Annotated in this window: 20 protein-coding genes; 9 read left to right on the top strand and 11 right to left on the bottom strand. The window is 69.0% G+C overall.

Features of this window, described 5'->3' with window-relative positions; all coding sequences use genetic code 11:
* Positions 1–197 precede the first annotated feature (197 nt).
* Positions 198–1448 carry a cytochrome P450 gene (locus tag CYFUS_RS17590; protein ID WP_232537628.1) on the bottom strand — a complete coding sequence of 417 codons (1251 nt, stop codon included), beginning with the start codon at positions 1446–1448 and terminating at the stop codon, positions 198–200.
* A 464-nt stretch (positions 1449–1912) separates the two neighbouring features.
* On the opposite strand from CYFUS_RS17590, the gene CYFUS_RS17585 reads away from it, so the two are divergent.
* On the top strand, positions 1913–3334 hold the full coding sequence (locus tag CYFUS_RS17585; protein ID WP_269770246.1) for a cytochrome P450: 1422 nt from the start codon (positions 1913–1915) through the stop codon (positions 3332–3334).
* A gap of 19 nt (positions 3335–3353) precedes the next feature.
* Here CYFUS_RS17585 and ribD read toward each other — a convergent pair whose 3' ends face one another.
* The 9 genes from ribD to plsX form a co-directional block, all read right to left on the bottom strand.
* A complete protein-coding gene (gene ribD / locus CYFUS_RS17580; RefSeq protein WP_095986278.1) occupies positions 3354–4529 on the bottom strand; it encodes a bifunctional diaminohydroxyphosphoribosylaminopyrimidine deaminase/5-amino-6-(5-phosphoribosylamino)uracil reductase RibD in 1176 nt (391 codons plus the stop codon).
* Between the two features lie 6 nt (positions 4530–4535).
* Positions 4536–5033, bottom strand: coding sequence for a transcriptional regulator NrdR (gene nrdR, locus CYFUS_RS17575; RefSeq protein WP_095986277.1), 498 nt, complete (start codon positions 5031–5033; stop codon positions 4536–4538).
* Between the two features lie 8 nt (positions 5034–5041).
* Positions 5042–6298 (bottom strand): serine hydroxymethyltransferase, encoded by a 1257-nt coding sequence (glyA, locus tag CYFUS_RS17570; protein WP_071898458.1) that lies wholly within the window; start codon positions 6296–6298, stop codon positions 5042–5044.
* A gap of 32 nt (positions 6299–6330) precedes the next feature.
* The gene (rpiB, locus tag CYFUS_RS17565; RefSeq protein ID WP_095986276.1) at positions 6331–6771 is read right to left on the bottom strand and encodes a ribose 5-phosphate isomerase B; all 441 of its coding nucleotides are present in this window, start codon (positions 6769–6771) and stop codon (positions 6331–6333) included.
* A 75-nt stretch (positions 6772–6846) separates the two neighbouring features.
* Positions 6847–8103 carry a beta-ketoacyl-ACP synthase II gene (fabF, locus tag CYFUS_RS17560; protein ID WP_095986275.1) on the bottom strand — a complete coding sequence of 419 codons (1257 nt, stop codon included), beginning with the start codon at positions 8101–8103 and terminating at the stop codon, positions 6847–6849.
* Positions 8104–8178: 75 nt separating this feature from the next.
* A complete protein-coding gene (gene acpP / locus CYFUS_RS17555) occupies positions 8179–8421 on the bottom strand; it encodes an acyl carrier protein (protein WP_095986274.1) in 243 nt (80 codons plus the stop codon).
* Positions 8422–8525: 104 nt separating this feature from the next.
* The gene (gene fabG / locus CYFUS_RS17550) at positions 8526–9272 is read right to left on the bottom strand and encodes a 3-oxoacyl-[acyl-carrier-protein] reductase (RefSeq protein ID WP_095986273.1); all 747 of its coding nucleotides are present in this window, start codon (positions 9270–9272) and stop codon (positions 8526–8528) included.
* 3 nt (positions 9273–9275) lie between these two features.
* Positions 9276–10211 carry an ACP S-malonyltransferase gene (fabD, locus tag CYFUS_RS17545; protein WP_095986272.1) on the bottom strand — a complete coding sequence of 312 codons (936 nt, stop codon included), beginning with the start codon at positions 10209–10211 and terminating at the stop codon, positions 9276–9278.
* A gap of 130 nt (positions 10212–10341) precedes the next feature.
* Positions 10342–11424: a phosphate acyltransferase PlsX gene (gene plsX / locus CYFUS_RS17540; RefSeq protein WP_095986271.1), complete on the bottom strand. Its 1083-nt coding sequence runs from the start codon at positions 11422–11424 to the stop codon at positions 10342–10344.
* Positions 11425–11624: 200 nt separating this feature from the next.
* On the opposite strand from plsX, the gene rpmF reads away from it, so the two are divergent.
* On the top strand, positions 11625–11810 hold the full coding sequence (rpmF, locus tag CYFUS_RS17535; protein ID WP_095986270.1) for a 50S ribosomal protein L32: 186 nt from the start codon (positions 11625–11627) through the stop codon (positions 11808–11810).
* Between the two features lie 112 nt (positions 11811–11922).
* On the opposite strand, the gene CYFUS_RS17530 is transcribed toward rpmF, so the two are convergent.
* Positions 11923–12501 (bottom strand): YceD family protein, encoded by a 579-nt coding sequence (locus CYFUS_RS17530; RefSeq protein WP_095986269.1) that lies wholly within the window; start codon positions 12499–12501, stop codon positions 11923–11925.
* 163 nt (positions 12502–12664) lie between these two features.
* On the opposite strand from CYFUS_RS17530, the gene CYFUS_RS17525 reads away from it, so the two are divergent.
* The 7 genes from CYFUS_RS17525 to CYFUS_RS17495 all read left to right on the top strand — a co-directional run bounded on the left by CYFUS_RS17525 (position 12665) and on the right by CYFUS_RS17495 (position 18829).
* Positions 12665–13567, top strand: a complete 903-nt coding sequence (locus CYFUS_RS17525) for a hypothetical protein (protein WP_095986268.1) — start codon at positions 12665–12667, stop codon at positions 13565–13567.
* The gene (locus tag CYFUS_RS17520) at positions 13564–14067 is read left to right on the top strand and encodes a hypothetical protein (protein ID WP_095986267.1); all 504 of its coding nucleotides are present in this window, start codon (positions 13564–13566) and stop codon (positions 14065–14067) included. Before CYFUS_RS17525 ends, CYFUS_RS17520 begins: the two co-directional genes overlap by 4 nt.
* Positions 14068–14150: 83 nt before the next feature.
* Positions 14151–14831 (top strand): winged helix-turn-helix domain-containing protein, encoded by a 681-nt coding sequence (locus tag CYFUS_RS17515; protein WP_095986266.1) that lies wholly within the window; start codon positions 14151–14153, stop codon positions 14829–14831.
* Positions 14832–14852: 21 nt separating this feature from the next.
* Positions 14853–16214, top strand: a complete 1362-nt coding sequence (locus tag CYFUS_RS17510; RefSeq protein WP_095986265.1) for a sensor histidine kinase — start codon at positions 14853–14855, stop codon at positions 16212–16214.
* Positions 16215–16226: 12 nt separating this feature from the next.
* The gene (locus CYFUS_RS17505; RefSeq protein ID WP_095986264.1) at positions 16227–17171 is read left to right on the top strand and encodes a metallophosphoesterase family protein; all 945 of its coding nucleotides are present in this window, start codon (positions 16227–16229) and stop codon (positions 17169–17171) included.
* Positions 17172–17267: 96 nt separating this feature from the next.
* Positions 17268–17960, top strand: coding sequence for a response regulator (locus CYFUS_RS17500; RefSeq protein ID WP_095986263.1), 693 nt, complete (start codon positions 17268–17270; stop codon positions 17958–17960).
* Positions 17961–18007: 47 nt separating this feature from the next.
* The gene (locus CYFUS_RS17495) at positions 18008–18829 is read left to right on the top strand and encodes a phosphate ABC transporter substrate-binding protein (protein WP_095986262.1); all 822 of its coding nucleotides are present in this window, start codon (positions 18008–18010) and stop codon (positions 18827–18829) included.
* Positions 18830–18896 lie beyond the last annotated feature (67 nt).

Below are 18896 nucleotides of genomic sequence, written 5' to 3'. Positions count from 1 at the left end.
GGGTGTGGGCTCAGGCACCATTCGTGTGGCCGTGGGGAGGTTCATGCACCGGTACGCTCCCCCATCATCAATCGGACGGGGGTCCGGGAGCAAGTCGCCAGCCCGATCCGTCCCTCTCCGCCCGAAAATCCAGCCTCCTTGGTCGCTGACCCGGCATGGAACCCCCCCGCCGGTCCGAGCCACCCGCGCGGCGGCCGTCACCAGTCCAGATGAAGCGAGTTGAAGCTGCGGAAGACGAGGCCGACCTTGTGCTGGGGCTTCTTCGTCTCGTCCAGACGCACCTGGGGCAGTCGATCCAGGAGCATCTCGATGGAGATCTCCATCTCGCGGCGGGCCAGACCCGCGCCCAGGCAGTGGTGCGCGCCGAACGCGAAGGTCAGGTGCTTCTGCTGGACGCTGTCCCGGGTAATGTCGAACGTTTCGGGATCCGTGAAGACCGAGGGGTCCCGGTTGGCCGCGGCCAGCCCGAGGAACACGGTGTCGCCCTTGCGGATGTCCTTGCCATGCAACGTGAAGTCCTGCGCGGCGACGCGGAAGGCGAAGGGGACCGCGGGGGAGAAGCGCAGCATCTCCTCCACGGCGGAGCGCAACAGGGTACGGTCATTCTGCAGCTTCTGGCGCTGCTCGGGATGGGAGAGCAGATCGTAGACGCCGTTGCTGATCTGATCCGTGGTGGTCAGGTGTCCCGCGGTGAGGATGAGCAGCGTGTTGGCCGCGAGATCATCCTCCGTCATCCGGCCCAGTTCCTGGGCGTGGATCATCAGGCTGAGCATGTCGCTGCCTGGATGGTGACGGCGCTCCTCGATCCGCTCCGCCAGGTAGGCGTTCATCTCCACGGTGACCCGGCTCGCCTCACGGGCCACGTCCTGCATGTTCACGCCCGGCTTCGGATTGGCGAAGTCCGCCAGGGGTCGGGCCCAGGCCTGGAAGCGCTCCCGGTCTTGCGCGGGGATGTTGAGGAACTCGGCGATGACGAGCGGCGGGAGCTGGTACGAAATCTCCTTCACCACGTCCATGTGCCCCCACTCCTGCACGCGATCCAGCAGCATGCCCATGAACTGGCGGATGGCGGGACGGTAGGTGTCGAGCCCCTGCGGGGTGAAGCCCGGACTGGCCTGCCGACGCACGCGGATGTGGTCCGCGCCATCGCGCATGGTCATCTGCAACCGGGCCGACTTGAGGAACTCGCCGGCCACGTCCCCACCCATCCCCTGGAGCTGTTGCTCGTAGAAGTTGGTGCGATTGGCGCTCAACCGCGGATCGCGAAAGCACGCCACCACGTCGGCATAGCGCGTGACGAGCCAGGCGTGCACCGTGTCCGACCAGTACACCGGCTCGCTCTCACGTAACGCTTTGTAGAGCGGAATCGGATTGACGAGGTTCTCGGGGCTGATGGGATTGAGCGAGAGCCCCTGCAGCGACGAGTCTGAGTTGGTCGGACTTGGCACGCGACCGACACTAGTAGTCGGCCTCTCGGCTGTCGAGAACAACTCCGAGGGCTGCTCCGCGTCATCCACCCCAGGACATCCCCGGGCCATCCGCTTCGCCCGCGAGGGCAGGTCACCCCACGCACGCGGCACGAACAGCGCGTCTCCCCAGGACGGCCAGGCCCTCCTCCACGCTTCGCGCGACGTGCGACCCTGGCGCGCCCGGAGCACCGCCATATTGAAATTCTTCCGTGAGATTGCTTTCAGACCCGACGGAGGCGGCTTGCCCGAAGAGGCGTGGGGACAGGACGCGATCGGGCATGGAAGCGAGGCATGTGTCTTCTCGGATATTGAGACCCCCCCTGGCTCGTGGGGACTGTTGACCATGTTAAGGTGCGAGGACCTGAACTCCGGGAGCGGCTCAAGGGGCCCTCCGGACACTCTCCGCCACCCTTGATTCGGAAAGGCGTCGCAGGGGGACACGCATGAGCGAGACCACATCCCAAACGTCATCAGATCGATCACTGCCCCCAAGGGTTTCCTCCCTCCCCCTGGTGGGATGCCTGCCTCGCTTGATTGCCAACCCGCTGTCCTTCATGGAGCAGGCCCAGCGCGAGCATGGCGACATCTTCAGCATGGACCTGGGCTTCACCCAGGTGATTGGCCTGTGCCATCCCCGCTACGTCCATCACGTCCTCGTGGAGCACGCTCACAAGTACTCCAAGGGCGGACCCATGTGGGACTCGATGCGGACGTTCATGGGCAACGCGCTGCCCATGAGCGAGGGGGCCTTCTGGAAGCGGCAGCGGCGCATGATCCAGCCCTCGTTCCATCATCAGCGCGTGAGCCTGATGACGGACACGATGGTGGAGGCCATCGACGAGTGTCTGCTGGAGTGGGATCTGGCGGCCCTGGAGGGCAAGCCCTTCGACGTCTCGGTCGCCCTGTCCCGGGTGACGATGACCGTGCTGGTGCGCACCCTGTTCGGCTCCGGGCTGGACAAGGATGACGCGGAGAAGGTCGCCCAGGCGTTCTCCTTCATCCTCGAGTACTTCATCGCGGGGATGGTGACGCACTCCCTGCCGGAATGGATGCCGGTCCCTGGCCGGCAACGCTACCGCGAGTCGATCAAGATGATCGACGAGATCATGCGGCGGCTCATCGAGCGGGGACGCGAACAGGCCTCGGGCGAGGACAACCTGCTCTCGCTGTTGCTACAGGCGGTGGATGGAGAGTCCGGCGAGCGGATGACCAACGAGCAGCTGCGCGACGAGGCCCTCGGCTTCTTCATCGCGGGCTACGACACGACCGCGGCGGGCATGACCTGGGTGTTGCACGCGCTCACCCAGCACCCGGAGGTCACCGACAAGGTGCGGGTGGAGCTGGATGCCGTCGTGGGCACACGCAGGCCTGGCTTCGCGGATCTGATGCGGATGCCCTACACCCGCAACGTGTTGCAGGAGGCACTGCGCATCCACTCGCCCTCGGTGTGGCTGCCGCGCCTGTCGGTGGTGGAGGATGAGATCGACGGGTACCGGATTCCTCCGGGCGTCATGATGGTGATCTTCACGCGCCTCATCCACCGCCACCCGGGCATCTGGGACGATCCGCTGACGTTCGATCCGGATCGCTTCACGCCGGAGCGCTCGGAGGGCCGGCACAAGCTCGCGTGGCTGCCGTTCGGCTCGGGCCAGCGCCAGTGCATCGCCAAGGAGTTCTCGCTGCTCGAGGGCATGCTCATCATGGCCCGCATCGTCTCGCGCTACGAGCTGTCCTCCGTCCCGGGACGCCTGCCCCAGGAGCGCGTCAGCACCAACCTGCGCACCAAGGACGGCATGTGGCTGAACCTGCGGCCACGCCTGCCCCAGGCCCAGGTGCCCCGGATCCAGCTCTCGGGCACGGCCTGAGCACACGCCCCCCGCGCGCTCACCGCGCGGGGTCGAGCCGGGCGCGCAACAGCAGGTCGGTGCCGACCTGCTCCATGGACAGCGCGCCCACGGTGAGCGCCCGCGCCATCTGCTTGACGCCCAGCGATCCCGACCAGGACAGGCCCTCGCCGCCGATCAGCTTGGGGGCGACGAAGAGCAGCAGCTCATCCGCCAGTTCCTCGCGCAGGAACGAGCCGTACATCTCCGCGCCTCCCTCCACCAGGACGTGGTTCAGGCCCTCCCGGGCGAGACGGCGCATGAGGGCCTCGAGATCCACGCGGCCCTGCTTCTCCGGGAGCTGCCAGACGTCGGTGCCCGTCGCCAGGAAGCGTTTGGCCTTGCGAGCCGAGGGATCCTCCAGCGTGGCCACCACGGTGCGCGCGGGGGAGCGCTGGGTGAAGACCTGGAGCGTCGAGGGCAGACGCAAGTGCGAGTCCACCACCACGCGCACCGGATCCTTCCCCGCGCTCTCGGGCAGGCGCGTGGTGAGCTGGGGGTTGTCCCGGCGGGCGGTGGTGGCCCCCACGAGGATGACGTCCACCCGATCGCGCAGCCGGTGCACCCAGGCGCGGGCCTCCTCTCCCGTCACCCAGCGCGAGTCACCCGTGGCCGTGGCCAGCTTGCCGTCCAGCGTCACCGCCGCCTTGAGCGTGACGAAGGGCAGGCCGGTGCGCATCGCCTTGAAGAAGGGGCGGTTGAGCTGATCCGCCTCGTCCTTGAGCACCCCGGTGAGCACCTCCACGCCAGCACGCCGCAGCCGGGCGACGCCCTTGCCATTCACCTTGGGGTTGGGATCCGACGAGGCGGTGATGACCCGGCGCACGCCCGCGTCGATCAACGCCTGGCTGCACGGCGGCGTGCGCCCGTAGTGATCACACGGCTCCAGTGTCGTGTAGAGATCCGCGCCGCGAGCCTTGCCACCCGCGGCCTCCAGCGCCACCACCTCGGCGTGCGCCGTGCCGGCCCGGCGGTGATAGCCGCGCGCGATGATGCGGCCGCCCTTCACCAGCACCGCGCCCACCACCGGGTTGGGGCTGGTGCGGCCGAGCCCCTTGGCGGCCTCCTCCAGCGCCAGGCGCATGAAGAACTCGGCCACCGCCCGATCGAAATCCGCCGTGCGCTTGGCCCGGGGGGCGCGCCCCGCCTGCAACCGTGCTCGCGTCAAGAGCCGCATCGCCCGTTACCCGTCCTTGTCCGGTGGACGCGGCGGCTTGTGCTCGCGCGTCCGGTCCGACAGCAAGTCCTTGAGCTCCGCCATGAACTCGGTGATGTCACGGAAGCTCCGGTACACCGAGGCGAAGCGCACATAGGCCACCTCGTCCAGTGCGTGCAGCCGACGCATCACCTCCTCGCCGATGACCGACGAGGGCACTTCCTTCTCCCCCACCCCTTGCAGCAGCCGCTCCACGGCGACCAGCGTCTCCTCGAGCTGGTCCGCCGACACCGGCCGCTTCTCGCACGCCTTCTGCAACCCCGCGAGCAGCTTGTCCCGATCGAACGTCTCGCGCCGGCCGTCCTTCTTCACGATGAGCGGGTAGATTTCCTCCACGCGCTCGTACGTGGTGAAGCGCCGCTTGCATTGCAGACACTCGCGGCGCCGGCGGATGACGGAGCCCTCATGCGACTCGCGCGAGTCGATGACCTTGTTCTCGGGGTCCTGGCAGAAGGGGCAACGCATGGCACGCGCTACTTCAGGCGCGAGGCGTAGAGCGGGAAGCTCCGGGTGAACTCCTGGATGCGGCCCCGGATGCTCGCCAGCCGCTGCTCGTCCGAGGCGTTGTCCAGCGCCTCGACCACCAGCGCGCCCACGGTGGCCATCTCCGCCTCCTTCATGCCGCGCGTGGTGAGGGCCGGAGTGCCGATGCGCACGCCCGACGTCACCGTGGGCTTCTCGGGATCGAACGGAATCATGTTCTTGTTCACCGTGATGCCCGCCTTGCCGAGCACCTCCTCGGCCACCTTGCCCACGAGCTTCTTGGGACGCAGGTCCACGAGCATCAGGTGGTTGTCCGTGCCGCCCGAGCACAGCCGCAGGCCGCCCTTCTGCAGCGCCTCGGCGAGCGCCTGGGCGTTGGCGACGATCTGCTTCTGGTAGGCCTTGAACTCGGGGCTGAGCGCCTCGCGGAAGGCCACGGCCTTGGCGGCGATGACGTGCATGAGCGGGCCGCCCTGGATGCCCGGGAAGATCTGGCTGTTGAGCGTCTTGGCGTAGGGCTCCTTGCTCAGCACGAGGCCGCCGCGCGGGCCGCGCAGCGTCTTGTGGGTGGTGCTGGTGACGATGTCCGCCAGGGGCACCGGCGAGGGATGCAGCCCCGCGGCCACCAGGCCCGCGATGTGCGCCATGTCCACCATGAGCGCCGCGCCCACGCTGTCGGCGATCTCGCGGAACTTCGCGAAGTCGATGATGCGCGGATAGGCCGAGGCGCCCACCACCACCACGCGCGGCTTGTGCTCCTTGGCCAGGGCGGCCGCCTGCGCGTAGTCGATCGTCTCGGTGTCCCGGGTGAGGCCGTAGTGCACGGCCTTGTACAGCTTGCCGGAGAAGTTGAACGCGGAGCCGTGGGTGAGGTGACCGCCCGAGTTCAAGTCCAACGCGAGCAGGGTGTCACCCGGCTTCATCAGCGCCATGTAGGCGCCCATGTTCGCCTGGCTGCCCGAGTGGGCCTGGACGTTGGCGTACTCGGCGCCGAAGAGCTCACGGGCGCGGGAGATGGCGAGCGTCTCGGCCACGTCCACCACCTCGCAGCCGCCGTAGTAGCGCTTGCCGGGGTAGCCTTCCGCGTACTTGTTCGTGAGCACCGAGCCCGCGGCTTCCATCACCGCGGGGCTGACGAAGTTCTCCGAGGCGATCAGCTCCAGGCCTTCTTCCTGGCGCCGCGTCTCGTCCTGGATGGCACGGGCGATTTCGGGATCGACCTCGGCCAGCAGACGGGTGTTCTCCATGGATTGTGTCTCCTCGGTTGGAAGGCCGGCCGTCACCGGGACTCGGCCTCTCGAATCTTGTCCAGACGCCGCTGGTGCCGCCCGCCTTCGAAGGGGGTGGCCAGGAAGGCCTCCAGGATGCTGCGGGCGAGTCCGGCGCCCACCACGCGCTGCCCCAGGCACAACACGTTGGCGTCGTTGTGGGCGCGCGCCATGCGGGCCACGAACTCGTCCGTGCACAACGCCGCGCGGATGCCCGGGAGCTTGTTGGCCATGATGGCCATGCCCATGCCCGTGCCACATACGAGCACGCCCCGGGTGGCGCTTGCCTCGGTCACCGCCCGGCACACCAGGCGGGCATAGTCCGGGTAGTCCACGGACTCGGCGCTGGTGGGGCCCACGTCATCCACCTCGACGCGCAGCTCCTGGAGCGCCTTCACCAGCTCACGGCGCAGCTCCAGTCCCGCATGATCCGACGCGATGATGACCTTCATGAGAGCCCTCCTCCACCCGGGACTGGACCGGACACGAGCCGAGCCCCCTCTCCACGAGCGAAGGGGGCGCGGGGACTACCGGAAGCGCTTGAACACCAACACCGCGTTGGTGCCACCAAAACCAAACGAGTTGCTCATCACCGAGTCCACGCGCTGCTCACGCGCCTGGTTGGGCACGTAGTCCAGATCGCACTCGGGATCCGGCGAGGTCAGGTTGATGGTCGGCGGGATGACCCCGCGCTGGAGCGTCATCACGCTCACCACGGCCTCGGCGCCACCGGCCGCGCCGAGCATGTGGCCCGTCATGGACTTGGTGGAGGAGACGGGCAGCTTCCTGGCGTGCGCGCCGAAGACCGTCTTGATGGCCTTGGTCTCGTTGGCGTCGTTGAACGGCGTCGAGGTGCCGTGCGCGTTGATGTAGCCCACGTCCTCGGGGTTCATCCCCGCGGAGGCGAGCGCCAGGCGCATGCAGCGCGCCGCGCCCTCGCCCTCGGGGGCCGGCTGCGTCACGTGGTGCGCGTCCGAGTTGGCCCCGTAGCCCACCAGCTCCGCCAGGATGTTGGCGCCGCGCTTCTTCGCGTGCTCCAGCTCCTCGAGCACGATGATGCCCGCGCCCTCGCCCATCACGAAGCCGTCGCGCTCCTTGTCGAACGGGCGGCTGGCGCGCATCGGATCATCGTTGCGGTTGGACAGCGCCTTCATCACCGAGAAGCCACCCATGCCCAGCGGCGTGATGGCGGCCTCGGCCCCACCGGCGATGACCGCGTCGCACTCGCCCAGGCGGATGGACTTCCACGCCTCGCCGATGGCGTGCGCGCTGGTGGCGCAGGCGGACACGGGCGACCAGTTGGGCCCCTTGCACCCATAGCGCATGGAGATGAGGCCCGGCGCCATGTTGATGATCATCTGGATGATGAAGAAGGGCGAGAGCCGGTCGAACCCCTTCTCCAGCCCCTTGCGGTGCTGCTCCTCCAGCGAGGAGATCCCACCGATGCCCGAGCCGACGATGACGCCCACCTTCTCGGCCTGGTAGCCGTGGGGCGCGTCCGGCCCGATGGGCAGCCCGCTTTCCTTCACCGCCATGTCCGCCGCGGCGAGCGCATACTGGGCGAACAGATCCATGCGGCGCACCTCGCGCCGGTCGATGAACTGTTCGGGCTGGAAGTCCTTCACCTCACCCGCGAAGCGGGTATCCATCTTCCCCAGCTCGAAGCGGGTGATGGTCGCGATACCGGATTGACCGGCGAGCATCGCCTGCCAGTTCTTCTCGGTGCCGGTTCCCAGTGCCGTGATGATTCCGGTCCCGGTGATGACGACTCGTCGGTTTGACACGTGATTCTCCAAATACCGCGCTGCTGCGTTGGAACGCTGGGCGGGACCAGCGCTCCCCGGCCCTTCGACTGCTGCCTACTTCTTGTGGGTGTTGACGTAGTTGATGGCGTCGCCGACGGTCTTGATGTTCTCGGCCTCCTCGTCGGGAATCTCGACCTCGAACTCCTCCTCCATCGCCATGACCAGTTCCACGATGTCGAGGCTGTCGGCGCCCAGATCTTCGATGAAGGAGGACTCGGGCTTGATCTCCTCCTCGCCCACGCCCAGCTGGTCGGCGATGATGGACTTGACCTTGGCCTCGATAGCAGAAGTCGACATAGGTGTTGATTCCTCCGGAAACCGCGTGACGGTCCAGCATACTCCCCGGACCCTGTAAAGGCGGGCGCGGTATACTCCAGGCTCCGCGCCGATCCAACCCTTGGCTACATGTACATGCCGCCGTTCACCTTGAGGACCTCTCCGGTGATGTAGGTGGCGGCGTCACTGGCCAGGAAAAGTACCGCCTGGGCGACCTCCTCGGCGGAGCCCAGACGGCCCAGGGGGATGGCGCCCAGCATCTTCTCGCGCGTCTCACCCTCGAGGTAGGCCGTCATGTCCGTGGCGATGAAGCCCGGGGAAACCGCGTTCACCCGGATGTTGCGGCTGGCCAGTTCCTTGGCCACCGACTTGGTCAACCCGATGAGGCCCGCTTTGGACGCCGAGTAGGCGGCCTGTCCGCCGTTGCCCATCTCCCCCACCACGGAGGTGAGGTTGATGATGGCTCCCCCCTTCTGCTTCATCATCGGCCGGCTGGCGGCGCGGATCAGGGCGAAGGCGCCCCGGAGGTTGGTGTCGAGCTGCCGGTCCCAGTCCTCGTCCTTCAAGCGCATCACCAGGCCGTCCACCGCGATGCCCGCGTTGTTCACGAGCACGTCCAGGCGGCCGTGCGTCTTGACGACGTGCTCCACGGTGCTCGCGCACGCGGCGGTGTCCGCCACGTCGAAGCGGATGATCTCACCCTGGGCGCCCGCGGCCTGGACGAGCCCCAGGGCCTCCTGCGCCGCGGCCTCGTTGCCCGCGTAGCCGATCACCACCTTGGCGCCCTGCTTCGCGAAGCCCACCGAGATGGCCCGGCCGATTCCGCGCGAGCCTCCCGTCACCAGCACCACCTTGTCCTTGAACGTGCTCATCTCTCAGGCTCCCAGGGCCGCGAGGACCTTCTCCAGGCTCGCGGAGTCTTCGACGTTGAACGACTCGAGGTCCTTGCTGATGCGCTTGGTGAGGCCGCTGAGCACCTTGCCCGGGCCCAGCTCCACGAGGCGCGTGACGCCCTCGGCCTTGAGCGCCTCCACGCACTCGATCCACCGCACCGGCGCGCTGACCTGCTCGAGCAGGAGCGGCACCACGCGCGCCGCGTCCGCGTTGGGGCGCGCCTCCACGTTGGTCACCACCGGCACGCTCGGGGCGGACACCTTCACCCCGGAAAACACCTGCGCCAGGCGCGGCTTGACCGGATTCATCAGCGCGCAGTGGAAGGGGGCGGACACGGGCAGCGGCATCACGCGCTTGGCGCCCAGCTCCTTGCACCGGGCCCCGGCGCGCTCCACCGCCTGGGCGTTGCCCGCGATGACCGTCTGCTCGGGCGAGTTGTAGTTGGCCGGAGCCACCACCTGATCCTGGGCCACCTCGTCGCACGCCGCCTTCACCTTGTCCGGTGTCAGGCCGAGGATGGCGGCCATGGCCCCCACGCCCTCGGGCACCGCCTCCTGCATGAAGGAGCCGCGGGCGCGCACCGCCCGCACCGCGTCCGGCAGCGACAGCGCGCCGGCCACCACCAGCGCCGAGTACTCACCCAGTGAGTGTCCCGCGACGAACGCGGGCGCCGGGCCCCGCTTGGAGAAGACGGCATGTGCCGCCACCGACACCGTGAGGATGGCCGGCTGCGTGTTGGCCGTCAGCTTGAGTCCGGCCTCCGGGCCCTCGAACATGAGCTGGGTGAGCTTCTCGCCCAGCGCCTCGTCGGCCGCCTCGAAGACGGCCCGGGCCTCGGGGAACTTCTCGTACAGGTCCTTCCCCATGCCGACCGTCTGACTGCCCTGGCCGGGGAAGATGAACGCGATCTTCGACATGCGGCTTGCTCCCTCCCGAATGACTCCGCTCCCCGCGCCTGTCGCCCTCCCGAAGGGGGCGCGCCCTCGGGCATGTGGCCAGGGTGGCGGAAACGCCCTCTTGCCGCATTCGCCTGGCTTGGGCCAGCACTTAACGTCTCAACCCCCCCGGCTCTCCCGAGGACCCCGTCCACGCCCTCGTCCCCCCGCGCTGACGCACGGGGAGCCAGGAGGCCGCCTGGGCGATGCATCGCGTCAACTCGGCCCGCAGTCCCGCCTCGGCATTGCGCAGGGCGGCAACCAGGGCCTGTTGGATGGCACGGGGCGAGCTGCGGCCATGGGCCACGATCCCCACCCCCTCGATGCCGAGCAGCGGGGCGCCGCCCACTTCCGCGTAGTCCAACCGCGTCTTCAATCCCGCGAAGATGGGCCGCAGCAGCAGGGCCCCCAGCTTGAGCGGCAGCCCTCCCCGCTCGATCGCCGAGCGCAACAGACCCGTCACCCCCGCGGCCGCCCCCTCGGTCGTCTTGAGGACCACGTTGCCGGTGAAGCCATCGGTGACGGCCACCTCCACGTCCCCGGAGAAGAGACTCCGGCCCTCGACGTAGCCGGCGAAGTTCAGCTCCGAGCGCCGGAGCAACGCGGAGGCCTCGCGCGTGAGTGCCGTGCCCTTGGAGGGCTCCTCTCCATTGGAGAGCACCGCCACGCGGGGCCGCTCGATGCCCAGCAGGGCGCGCATGTAGGCGCTGCCGAGCACCGCCCACTGCGCGAGGTGGACGGGGCGGCACTCCACGTTGGCCCCGGAGTCCAGCAACAGGCAGTGCCCCGGGCCCTTGAGCGTGGGCAGCAGCGTGGCGATCGCCGGGCGATCCACCCCGGGCAGGCGTCCGAGCAGCAACAGCGCCCCGGCCATCACCGCACCCGAGTGTCCCGCCGACACCAGCGCCTGGGCCTCGCCCCGGCGCACCAGCTCGAAGCCCACCCGCAGGGAGGAGTCCTTCTTGCGACGGATGGCCGCGAAGGCGTCCTCCTCCATCTCCACCACCTCGGTCGCGGGGTAGGGGTACACGTTGCCCGGCGCCCCTCCCTCACGGGCCAGGCATGCGCCCAGGCGCGCGGGTGCCCCCACGAGCACCACCTCGTGCTCCGGGTGCTCACGCGCGAACAGGAGGGCGCCCCGCACGGGGGCCTCGGGGGCATGGTCACCCCCCATCGCATCCAGGACGAGCCTCATCGCGGGCGCATCCTTCCATGGACTCTCCGGGGCGAGGGGGGCAGAATGGACGCTTCCCCCGCCGGGATTGTCGTGGATCCACTGTCGCGTTGACTCACACGCCTTGAGCGGCTAGGGTCCGCCGCCTTCCGAGCTTTTGCCGGTCGGGACCGGTGGGGATGCCCCGGTGGTCCAGGGCCGTGACGATATAGAGGTGAGCCGTGGGTGTTCCCAAGAAGCGTACGTCCAAGATGCGTCGTGACCGCCGCCGTGCGGCCAACAACAACCTGCGCGCCGCGGTGCAGGTGATTCAGTGCTCCAACTGCAAGGAGCCGATCCTTCCCCACCGCGCCTGCTCGGCGTGCGGCCACTACAAGGGCCGTGAGACGGTGCCCGCCCAGGCCTGAGTTCCCTTTCGCGGAACCAGGAAGGCAAGAAGGCCGCTCCCTCCATCCAACGGAGGGGCGGCCTTCGTGTTTTGGGCTCCCGGCCCGAGGCCAGGAGCCCCCCGCCCCGGGTTCAGCTCTGGAGCTTGATGTTCTTGAGCGCCGCGAAGCGAGGATCCACGTACTTCTCCTGGCAGTCGCACTGCTTCTCGTTGAGGTTCTGACCGCACTGCCCGCACAGGCCCTTGCAGTCCTCGCGGCACACGGCGTTCATCGGCAGCGCCAGCAGCACCTGCTCGCGCACGATGGGCTCCAGGTCGATGATCTTGCCGTCGAACAGCTCCTCGTCGGCGTCATCCAACGCGAACGAGCCGCCGCTCTCGCCCTGGCCCCGGTCCTTCTCCTCCTGCTCCTCCTCGTCCAGGACGTCATCGCCCCGGGCCAGGGACTCGGGCACCAGGTTGATGGTGAAGGAAGTGGGCAGCTCCAGCACCGCGTCGGCCAGGCAGCGCTTGCACGCCGCCGCCACGCGCGAGGTGAACTGGCCCTGCAACAACACGCCCCCGCTCACCTTGCGCAGACTGGCGGAGACCGCCAGGGGCTCGGTGGCACGGAAACCAGAGCCCTCGAGCGCGGTGCCGAGCTGCTCCAGGCTCATCCGCTCGTTCAACTTGAGCCCTTCGTCTCGAATCTCTTCAATCTTTACGCGCATCGACACAGCTGTTTCTTCCTGTCCAAAAAGGGGCGCGCATCATGGGGAGGCCCCCTCCCGCAGTCAACGCGCCAGAACACCCATAGATGTCGTCGGGCGCCCGGGGTTTCACCGCCGGTCCCAAACTAGAGCGGGGCCTGACCGTCTGCTAGGGTGCCGGCCAATGGACGTTCGGTGGCAGCGCGTGGTGGCGAGCATCTTGATGGCGAGCCTGCTGACTCCTGGCGCCTCGCTGGCGAAGCCCTTGTTCCCAGGGCCCTTGTTGTTCCAGACGGCGCCCGCCCGCCCGGAAATCGCTCGCGCGCAGGCGCAGATCGAAAGCGGCGAGTTCGAGGAAGCGGTCCGGACCCTGGAGGCGGGACTCGACGCCCCCGACGTGACCGATGATCAGCTCGTGGAGCTCTACCGCCTGCTCGGTCTCACCTCCCTGTACCTGGGCGACGAGGCGCGGGCGCGCGAGGCCTACGAGATGCTCCTGCAGGCGCGGCCGGACTATGAGCTGCCGCGCACCGCGCCTCCGAAGATCCGCTCGCTCTACGCGCGCATCAAGGAGGACATCAAGAACCGGCGCGTGCGGCCCGTCACCCTCCAGGTGGATCCGCTGCCGGACACCGAGGGCGGCGCGCCGGAGACGGCGGTGGCCTCCATCCAGGACATGGCGCTCGGGGCCCGGGCGCGGCTGTTCTACCGGCGCGCGGGCGCGCAGGCCTACAGCTCGGTGGACTTCACGCGGGACAGGACGAACAAGGAGCGCTACGTCGCCACCCTGCCCGCCTACGAGATTCCCGCCAGCGCCTCGGCCTACGAGGTGGAGTACTACTTCGAGGTGGCGGACGCGGCGCAGCGGCGGCTCGCGGGCCGGGGAGATGCCTTCAACCCGCTCGTCTTCCAGGTGGCCCCCTCGCCCGGCGCGGTGGCCACGCCCGGCGCGCGTCCCTGGTACAAGAGCCCCTGGCTCTGGGTGGCCGTGGGCGCCGTGGTGGTCGCGGGCACCGCGGGCGCCGTCGTCTACGCCACCTCCGAGGAGCGCGGCACCGTTCCCATCACCGTCCGCGTCGATCCATGAGCCCTCGTCCCTTCCTGTCCTCGCTGTTGGGTGCCACGCTCGCCCTGGGCTGCGGAGCCCCGCCCGAGCCGTCCGGCCCGGGTCTCGGCCTCGAGCTGCGCCTGTCACAGGCGGTCGCCTCCGAGGTGGGGGCCTTCCAGGTGGTGGTGTTGCGCGAGGGCCGGGAGCGACGGTGCGCCGACCTGCAGAGCACCTGTGTCCAGCAACAGGTGAAGGCGGATGAACTGGTCGTCATCCAGGGGCCGGACGGAAAGAAGGGACGCGCGCTGCGCTTCCCGGCGGCGCTGTCGGGCGGCGGCACCCAGGACATGAGCGCGGACATCCCCGTGGGCCGCGACTACGTCGTCATCATCGAGGCGCTCTCGCGCACCAGCCCGCCGCGCTTCCTCGGCAGTTCCTGCAACTACCTGGGCTCCGTCAGCGCCACGCGCAACGAGCCCCTCATCGCCGCCCCCATCACCCTCACGGCGGTGGAGTGCGATCCGACGATCGCTCCGTGAACGCTTGTCACGAAAGCGTCACGACCTCGTCACCTTCCATCTGGTAGGCCATGCGGCGTGAAAGCCTGGAGCCTGGAGGAGCGATGGCGCGCATCCTGATCATCGAGGACGAGCAGGATCTGGCCGGACTGGTGGAGTACAACCTCCGAGCCGCGGGATTCGAGGCGGAGGCGGTGGGCTCGGGCGCGAGTGGTCTGGCCCGGGCACGCGCCCAACTGCCGGATCTGCTGCTGTTGGATTTGATGTTGCCGGACCTGGCGGGCAGCGAGGTGTTGCGCCTGTTCAAGAGCGACGCCGAGCTGCGCAAGGTGCCCGTCATCATCGTGAGTGCCAAGGGCCAGGAGACCGATCGCATCCAGGGCCTGGAGCTGGGCGCGGACGACTACGTGGTGAAGCCCTTCTCCGTGCGCGAGCTGCTGCTGCGGGTCAAGGCGGTGCTGCGGCGCGCGGACACGGAGGAAGGACCGGAGGCCCAGCTGACCGTGGGTGACATCCAGCTGGACACCTCGCGTCACCAGGTGCGAGCCCGGGGCCAGGAAGTGGCCCTCACCGCGCTGGAGTTCCGCCTGCTGCGCACCCTCATGGAGCGCATCGATCGCGTGCAGACGCGCGAGGTGTTGCTCTCCGACGTCTGGGGCATCCAGGCGGAGATCCACACCCGCACGGTGGACACCCACATCAAGCGCTTGCGCGAGAAGCTCGGCCCCGCGGGCGACATCATCGAGACGGTGCGCGGCGTGGGCTACAAGCTCACCCCCGCCTGAGCAACGGAGGCCGCTCCGGCCATGCCCCCGCGCCTCTTCTTCTTTCCCCTGCTGGTGCCCGCGCTCGCGGCGCTCGTGCTCTTCCTGCTGCTGGGCTGGAAGATGGACGCCGTCTACGTGGCGCTCACCGCCCTGGTGAGCTCCGTGCTCACCCTGGTGGCCGTGCGCGAGCTGCTCCAGCGCCGCCTCGCCCGGCTCGCCCGGCAGATACTCCAGCGTCCCGAGGGCACCCCGTCCCCCCTCCCCACCGAGGACGAGCGGGAGCGGTTCGACGAGGTGACGCTCTTCCAGCGGTCCCTGGAGTCGCTCCACCAGCGCATGTCCGCGCGCAACGCCGGCCTGCACCAGGAGGCGCGCACCCTCACCGCCGTGCTGGACGGCATGGCCGAGGGCATCTGGGTGACGGACGCCGAGGGCACCGTGGTGCGCCACAACGACGCGCTGTGCGCCATGCTGCGCACCGGGGAGATCGTCGGCAAGCGCCCGCTCGCGCTGCTGCGGCATGACTCGCTCAACGAGGCCGTGCTGCGCGCGTGCCGCGAGGGCGCCTCCACCCGGCTCGAGCTGACCCTGGAGGGCGTGCTCCCCCTCACGCTGGCCATCCGCGTCACTCCCCTGGGGGGCGACCTGCCGGGCAGCGCCGCGGTCTTCCACGACGTCACCGAGCTGCGCCACCTGGAGAAGGTGCGCAAGGACTTCGTCGCCAACGTCTCGCACGAGCTGCGCACCCCCATCACCGCCATCCGCGGCTATGCCGAGACGCTCCAGGGTGGCGCCCTGGGAGACCCCCAGGTCGCGGCCCGGATGGTGGACATCATCCACCGCCAGTCCGAGCGCCTGTCGGAGCTGGTCGAGGATCTTCTCGAACTGTCCCGGTTGGAATCACGCGAGGTGAAGCTGCGGGTCCAGGACGTCTCCCTGGCGCTCGTGTCCAGCCGGGCCGCGGAGGTCGTCCGGCACAAGGCCCAGGGCAAGCGCATCGCGCTCGAGCTGAACGTGCCCCCGGACCTCGTCGCCCGAGGAGACGAGCGAGGGCTCGAGCAGGTGCTGCTCAACCTGCTGGACAACGCGGTGAAGTACACGCCCGAGGGAGGGAGGGTGACGGTGAGCGGCGGCCGGGAAGACGGGCGGTGCGTGGTGCACGTGCACGACAGCGGGGTGGGCATCGAGTCGCGGCACCTGGCGCGCATCTTCGAGCGCTTCTACCGGGTGGACAAGGGCCGCAGCCGGGACATGGGGGGCACGGGCCTGGGCCTGTCCATCGTCAAGCACCTGTTGAGCGCCATGGGCGGAGAGATCAGGGTGGAGAGCCAACCGAACGAGGGCTCCACCTTCACGATTTTCCTTCCGGCGACGGTGCCCTCGGAGGCGGCGGCGGGTTAGGATGCCGCAGCCATGCGGGTCGCCATCCTCGCCGACATTCACGGGAACCTCCCCGCCTGCGAGGCCGTCCTCGAGGACATCGCGCGCGTCGCCCCCGACTACATCGTCGCCGCCGGAGATCTGGCCCTGCGCGGTGCCCATCCGCGCGAGACGGTGGAGCTGCTCTTCGACCGCTGCCATGCCCTCATCATGGGCAACACCGACTGCTACCTCGCGGGCCACTACCTGGGCGGCGCCTACCGCGAGCGCGACCACTGGAAGACGGAGCTGTTGCAGTGGACGCGGGATCAGCTCGGTGAGGCGTGGCTCAAGCGCCTGGGCGCCATGCCCTTCTCCACGCGCTACTCGCCGCGCCGCGGGCAGGATCTCTTCGTCTGCCACGCCAACCCGCGCAACCTCGAGGACTCGCTGGACCCGACGCTCGACGAGAACACCGTGCGCCGCTACTTCCAGCACCTGGACGCGGCCGCGTGCGCCTTCGGCCACCTGCACTTCCCCTACCGCCGCCGCGTGGGCCGGCTGCTCATCGCCGACGTGGCCAGCGCCGGCATCCCCCGCGATGGAGATCTGCGCCCGGCCTACGGCGTCTTCACCTTCACGCCCCGGGGCTGGCGCGTGCAGATCCGCCGCGTGCGCTACCCGGTGCGCAAGGCCACCCAGGCCCTCACCGCGCGCCGCGTGCCCGGCGGTCCGCTGCTCATCCACAAGCTCGTCGAGGCGCGCTACCGCCACCACAAGGCGCTGATGGAGGCCGCGCGCCGCCACTCGGGGCTGCCCCCACCCGGGCCGGTGCTGCGCCCGCCCCCGGGCGCCAACCTCCCGCCCCGGCCCCTGCCCCTGGACATGCCCGCCGTGGAACCCGCCCTGCCCCATCACCTCGAGGGCGAGGACGGTCCCAACATGCCCATCGACGAGGAGCCCCTGCCGCTGTCCACCGTGCAGGATCTGGACGGCTGAGCCGCTCGCCCCGCCGCGTCCAGGGGCGGATGTCACGCATTTGTCGCAAGCGTGCCACGGGACCGCGAACAGCACGGTCCAGAGTGCGCCGTCGTCATGCCCCACGTCCTCATCGTCGATGACGAGCGAGACCTCGCCGAGCTCATCGATTTCAATCTGCGCTCCGCGGGCTTCTCCACCCGCGTGGCCACCACCGGGGAGGCCGCGCTCCAGGCCTCCCGTGAGCAGCCCTCGGATGTCGTCCTGCTGGACGTGATGTTGCCAGACATGTCCGGCGTGGAGGTCTGCCGGCAGCTGCGCTCCACCGCGGCCACGCGCGACGTGCTCATCGTCATGCTCACCGCACGCGGCGAGGAAGCCGATCGCGTGCGCGGCTTCGAGGTGGGCGCCGACGACTACGTCACCAAGCCCTTCAGCGTGCGCGAGCTGGTGCTGCGGCTCAAGGCGATCCTCCGCCGGGGCAACTCGGGCCGGGAGGATGCTTCCGCCGCGCTCAAGCTCGGCCCCCTCACGCTCGACACCCACGCCCACCGCTTCTACGTGGACGACAAGGAGGTGCCGCTCACCGCGCTGGAGTTCCGGCTGCTCGAGCACCTGCTCAGCCGCGTGGGACGGGTGCAGTCGCGCGAGCACCTGCTCGAGGAAGTCTGGGGCCTGTCCAGCCACCTGGAGACGCGCACCATCGACACCCACGTCATGCGCCTGCGCGACAAGCTCGGCTCCGCGCGCGCCTACCTCGAGACGGTGCGCGGCGTGGGCTACCGCATCGTCGCCCCGGACGCGGCCTGAGCCCCATCCTTATCTCCCTCTTGAGCCTTCCCAAGGAGACGTACCCCATGAAGACGTTCATCGCCTCGCTCGCCTCCCTCCTGCTGCTCGTGCTCCCGGGCGCCGCCCGCGCCGGCACGATCACCGTGAAGGGCTCGGACACCCTGGTCATCCTCGGCCAGCGCTGGGCCGAGGAGTTCATGAAGAAGAACCCCAACACCAAGCTGCAGGTGACGGGAGGCGGCTCGGGCGTGGGTCTGTCCGCTCTCATCAACGGCACCACGGACATCGCCATGTCCAGCCGCCCCATCAAGGACACGGAGAACAAGCAGCTGAGCGCGCGCACCAAGGTCAACGCCACCGAGATCGCCGTGGCCAAGGACGGCGTGACGTTCTACGTCAACGAGGCCAACAAGCTCGACGCGCTCACCGCCGAGCAGCTGCGCGACATCTACCTGGGCGACATCACCAACTGGAAGGACGTGGGCGGCCCGGACGCCCCCATCGTCGTCTACTCGCGCGAGAACTCCTCGGGCACCTACGTGTTCGTCAAGGATCACGTCCTCAAGGGCGAGGACTACACCCCGAGCGCCCAGACGCTGCCGGGCACCGCCGCGGTGGTGAACGCCGTGGCCAAGGAGAAGAACGGCATCGGCTACGGCGGCGCCGCCTACGCCAAGGGCATCAAGGAGCTCAAGGTGCTTCAGGGCAAGGAGGCCATCGCCCCGAGCGAGGCCAACATCAAGAGCGGCAAGTACCCGCTCTCGCGCGACCTCTACTTCTACCTGCGCGCCAAACCCGAGGGCGAGGCCAAGGCCTTCCTCGACTACATCCTGTCGCCCGAAGGACAGGCGCTCGCCACGAAGGTCGGCTACTTCCCGGTGAAGTAGTCCCCCACTCCACGGCGCCCTCCGCGTCACGCGATTGTCACAAGAGTCCCGAGGCAAACATGGATAG

Source organism: Cystobacter fuscus (genome assembly GCF_002305875.1).
Taxonomy (GTDB): domain Bacteria; phylum Myxococcota; class Myxococcia; order Myxococcales; family Myxococcaceae; genus Cystobacter; species Cystobacter fuscus_A.
The sequence above is the reverse complement of the archived record's forward strand: the minus strand, read 5'-3'. Positions and strand labels throughout refer to the sequence as shown.

What these genes read in the sequence shown, in the direction of transcription:
- CYFUS_RS17585 (WP_269770246.1), top strand. Translation starts at nt 1,913, where the DNA reads ATGAGCGAGACCACATCCCAAACGTCATCAGATCGATCACTGCCCCCA.
- ribD (WP_095986278.1), bottom strand. Translation starts at nt 4,529, where the DNA reads ATGCGGCTCTTGACGCGAGCACGGTTGCAGGCGGGGCGCGCCCCCCGG.
- nrdR (WP_095986277.1), bottom strand. Translation starts at nt 5,033, where the DNA reads ATGCGTTGCCCCTTCTGCCAGGACCCCGAGAACAAGGTCATCGACTCG.
- glyA (WP_071898458.1), bottom strand. Translation starts at nt 6,298, where the DNA reads ATGGAGAACACCCGTCTGCTGGCCGAGGTCGATCCCGAAATCGCCCGT.
- rpiB (WP_095986276.1), bottom strand. Translation starts at nt 6,771, where the DNA reads ATGAAGGTCATCATCGCGTCGGATCATGCGGGACTGGAGCTGCGCCGT.
- acpP (WP_095986274.1), bottom strand. Translation starts at nt 8,421, where the DNA reads ATGTCGACTTCTGCTATCGAGGCCAAGGTCAAGTCCATCATCGCCGAC.
- fabG (WP_095986273.1), bottom strand. Translation starts at nt 9,272, where the DNA reads ATGAGCACGTTCAAGGACAAGGTGGTGCTGGTGACGGGAGGCTCGCGC.
- fabD (WP_095986272.1), bottom strand. Translation starts at nt 10,211, where the DNA reads ATGTCGAAGATCGCGTTCATCTTCCCCGGCCAGGGCAGTCAGACGGTC.
- plsX (WP_095986271.1), bottom strand. Translation starts at nt 11,424, where the DNA reads ATGAGGCTCGTCCTGGATGCGATGGGGGGTGACCATGCCCCCGAGGCC.
- CYFUS_RS17530 (WP_095986269.1), bottom strand. Translation starts at nt 12,501, where the DNA reads ATGCGCGTAAAGATTGAAGAGATTCGAGACGAAGGGCTCAAGTTGAAC.
- CYFUS_RS17525 (WP_095986268.1), top strand. Translation starts at nt 12,665, where the DNA reads ATGGACGTTCGGTGGCAGCGCGTGGTGGCGAGCATCTTGATGGCGAGC.
- CYFUS_RS17520 (WP_095986267.1), top strand. Translation starts at nt 13,564, where the DNA reads ATGAGCCCTCGTCCCTTCCTGTCCTCGCTGTTGGGTGCCACGCTCGCC.
- CYFUS_RS17515 (WP_095986266.1), top strand. Translation starts at nt 14,151, where the DNA reads ATGGCGCGCATCCTGATCATCGAGGACGAGCAGGATCTGGCCGGACTG.
- CYFUS_RS17510 (WP_095986265.1), top strand. Translation starts at nt 14,853, where the DNA reads ATGCCCCCGCGCCTCTTCTTCTTTCCCCTGCTGGTGCCCGCGCTCGCG.
- CYFUS_RS17505 (WP_095986264.1), top strand. Translation starts at nt 16,227, where the DNA reads ATGCGGGTCGCCATCCTCGCCGACATTCACGGGAACCTCCCCGCCTGC.
- CYFUS_RS17500 (WP_095986263.1), top strand. Translation starts at nt 17,268, where the DNA reads ATGCCCCACGTCCTCATCGTCGATGACGAGCGAGACCTCGCCGAGCTC.
- CYFUS_RS17495 (WP_095986262.1), top strand. Translation starts at nt 18,008, where the DNA reads ATGAAGACGTTCATCGCCTCGCTCGCCTCCCTCCTGCTGCTCGTGCTC.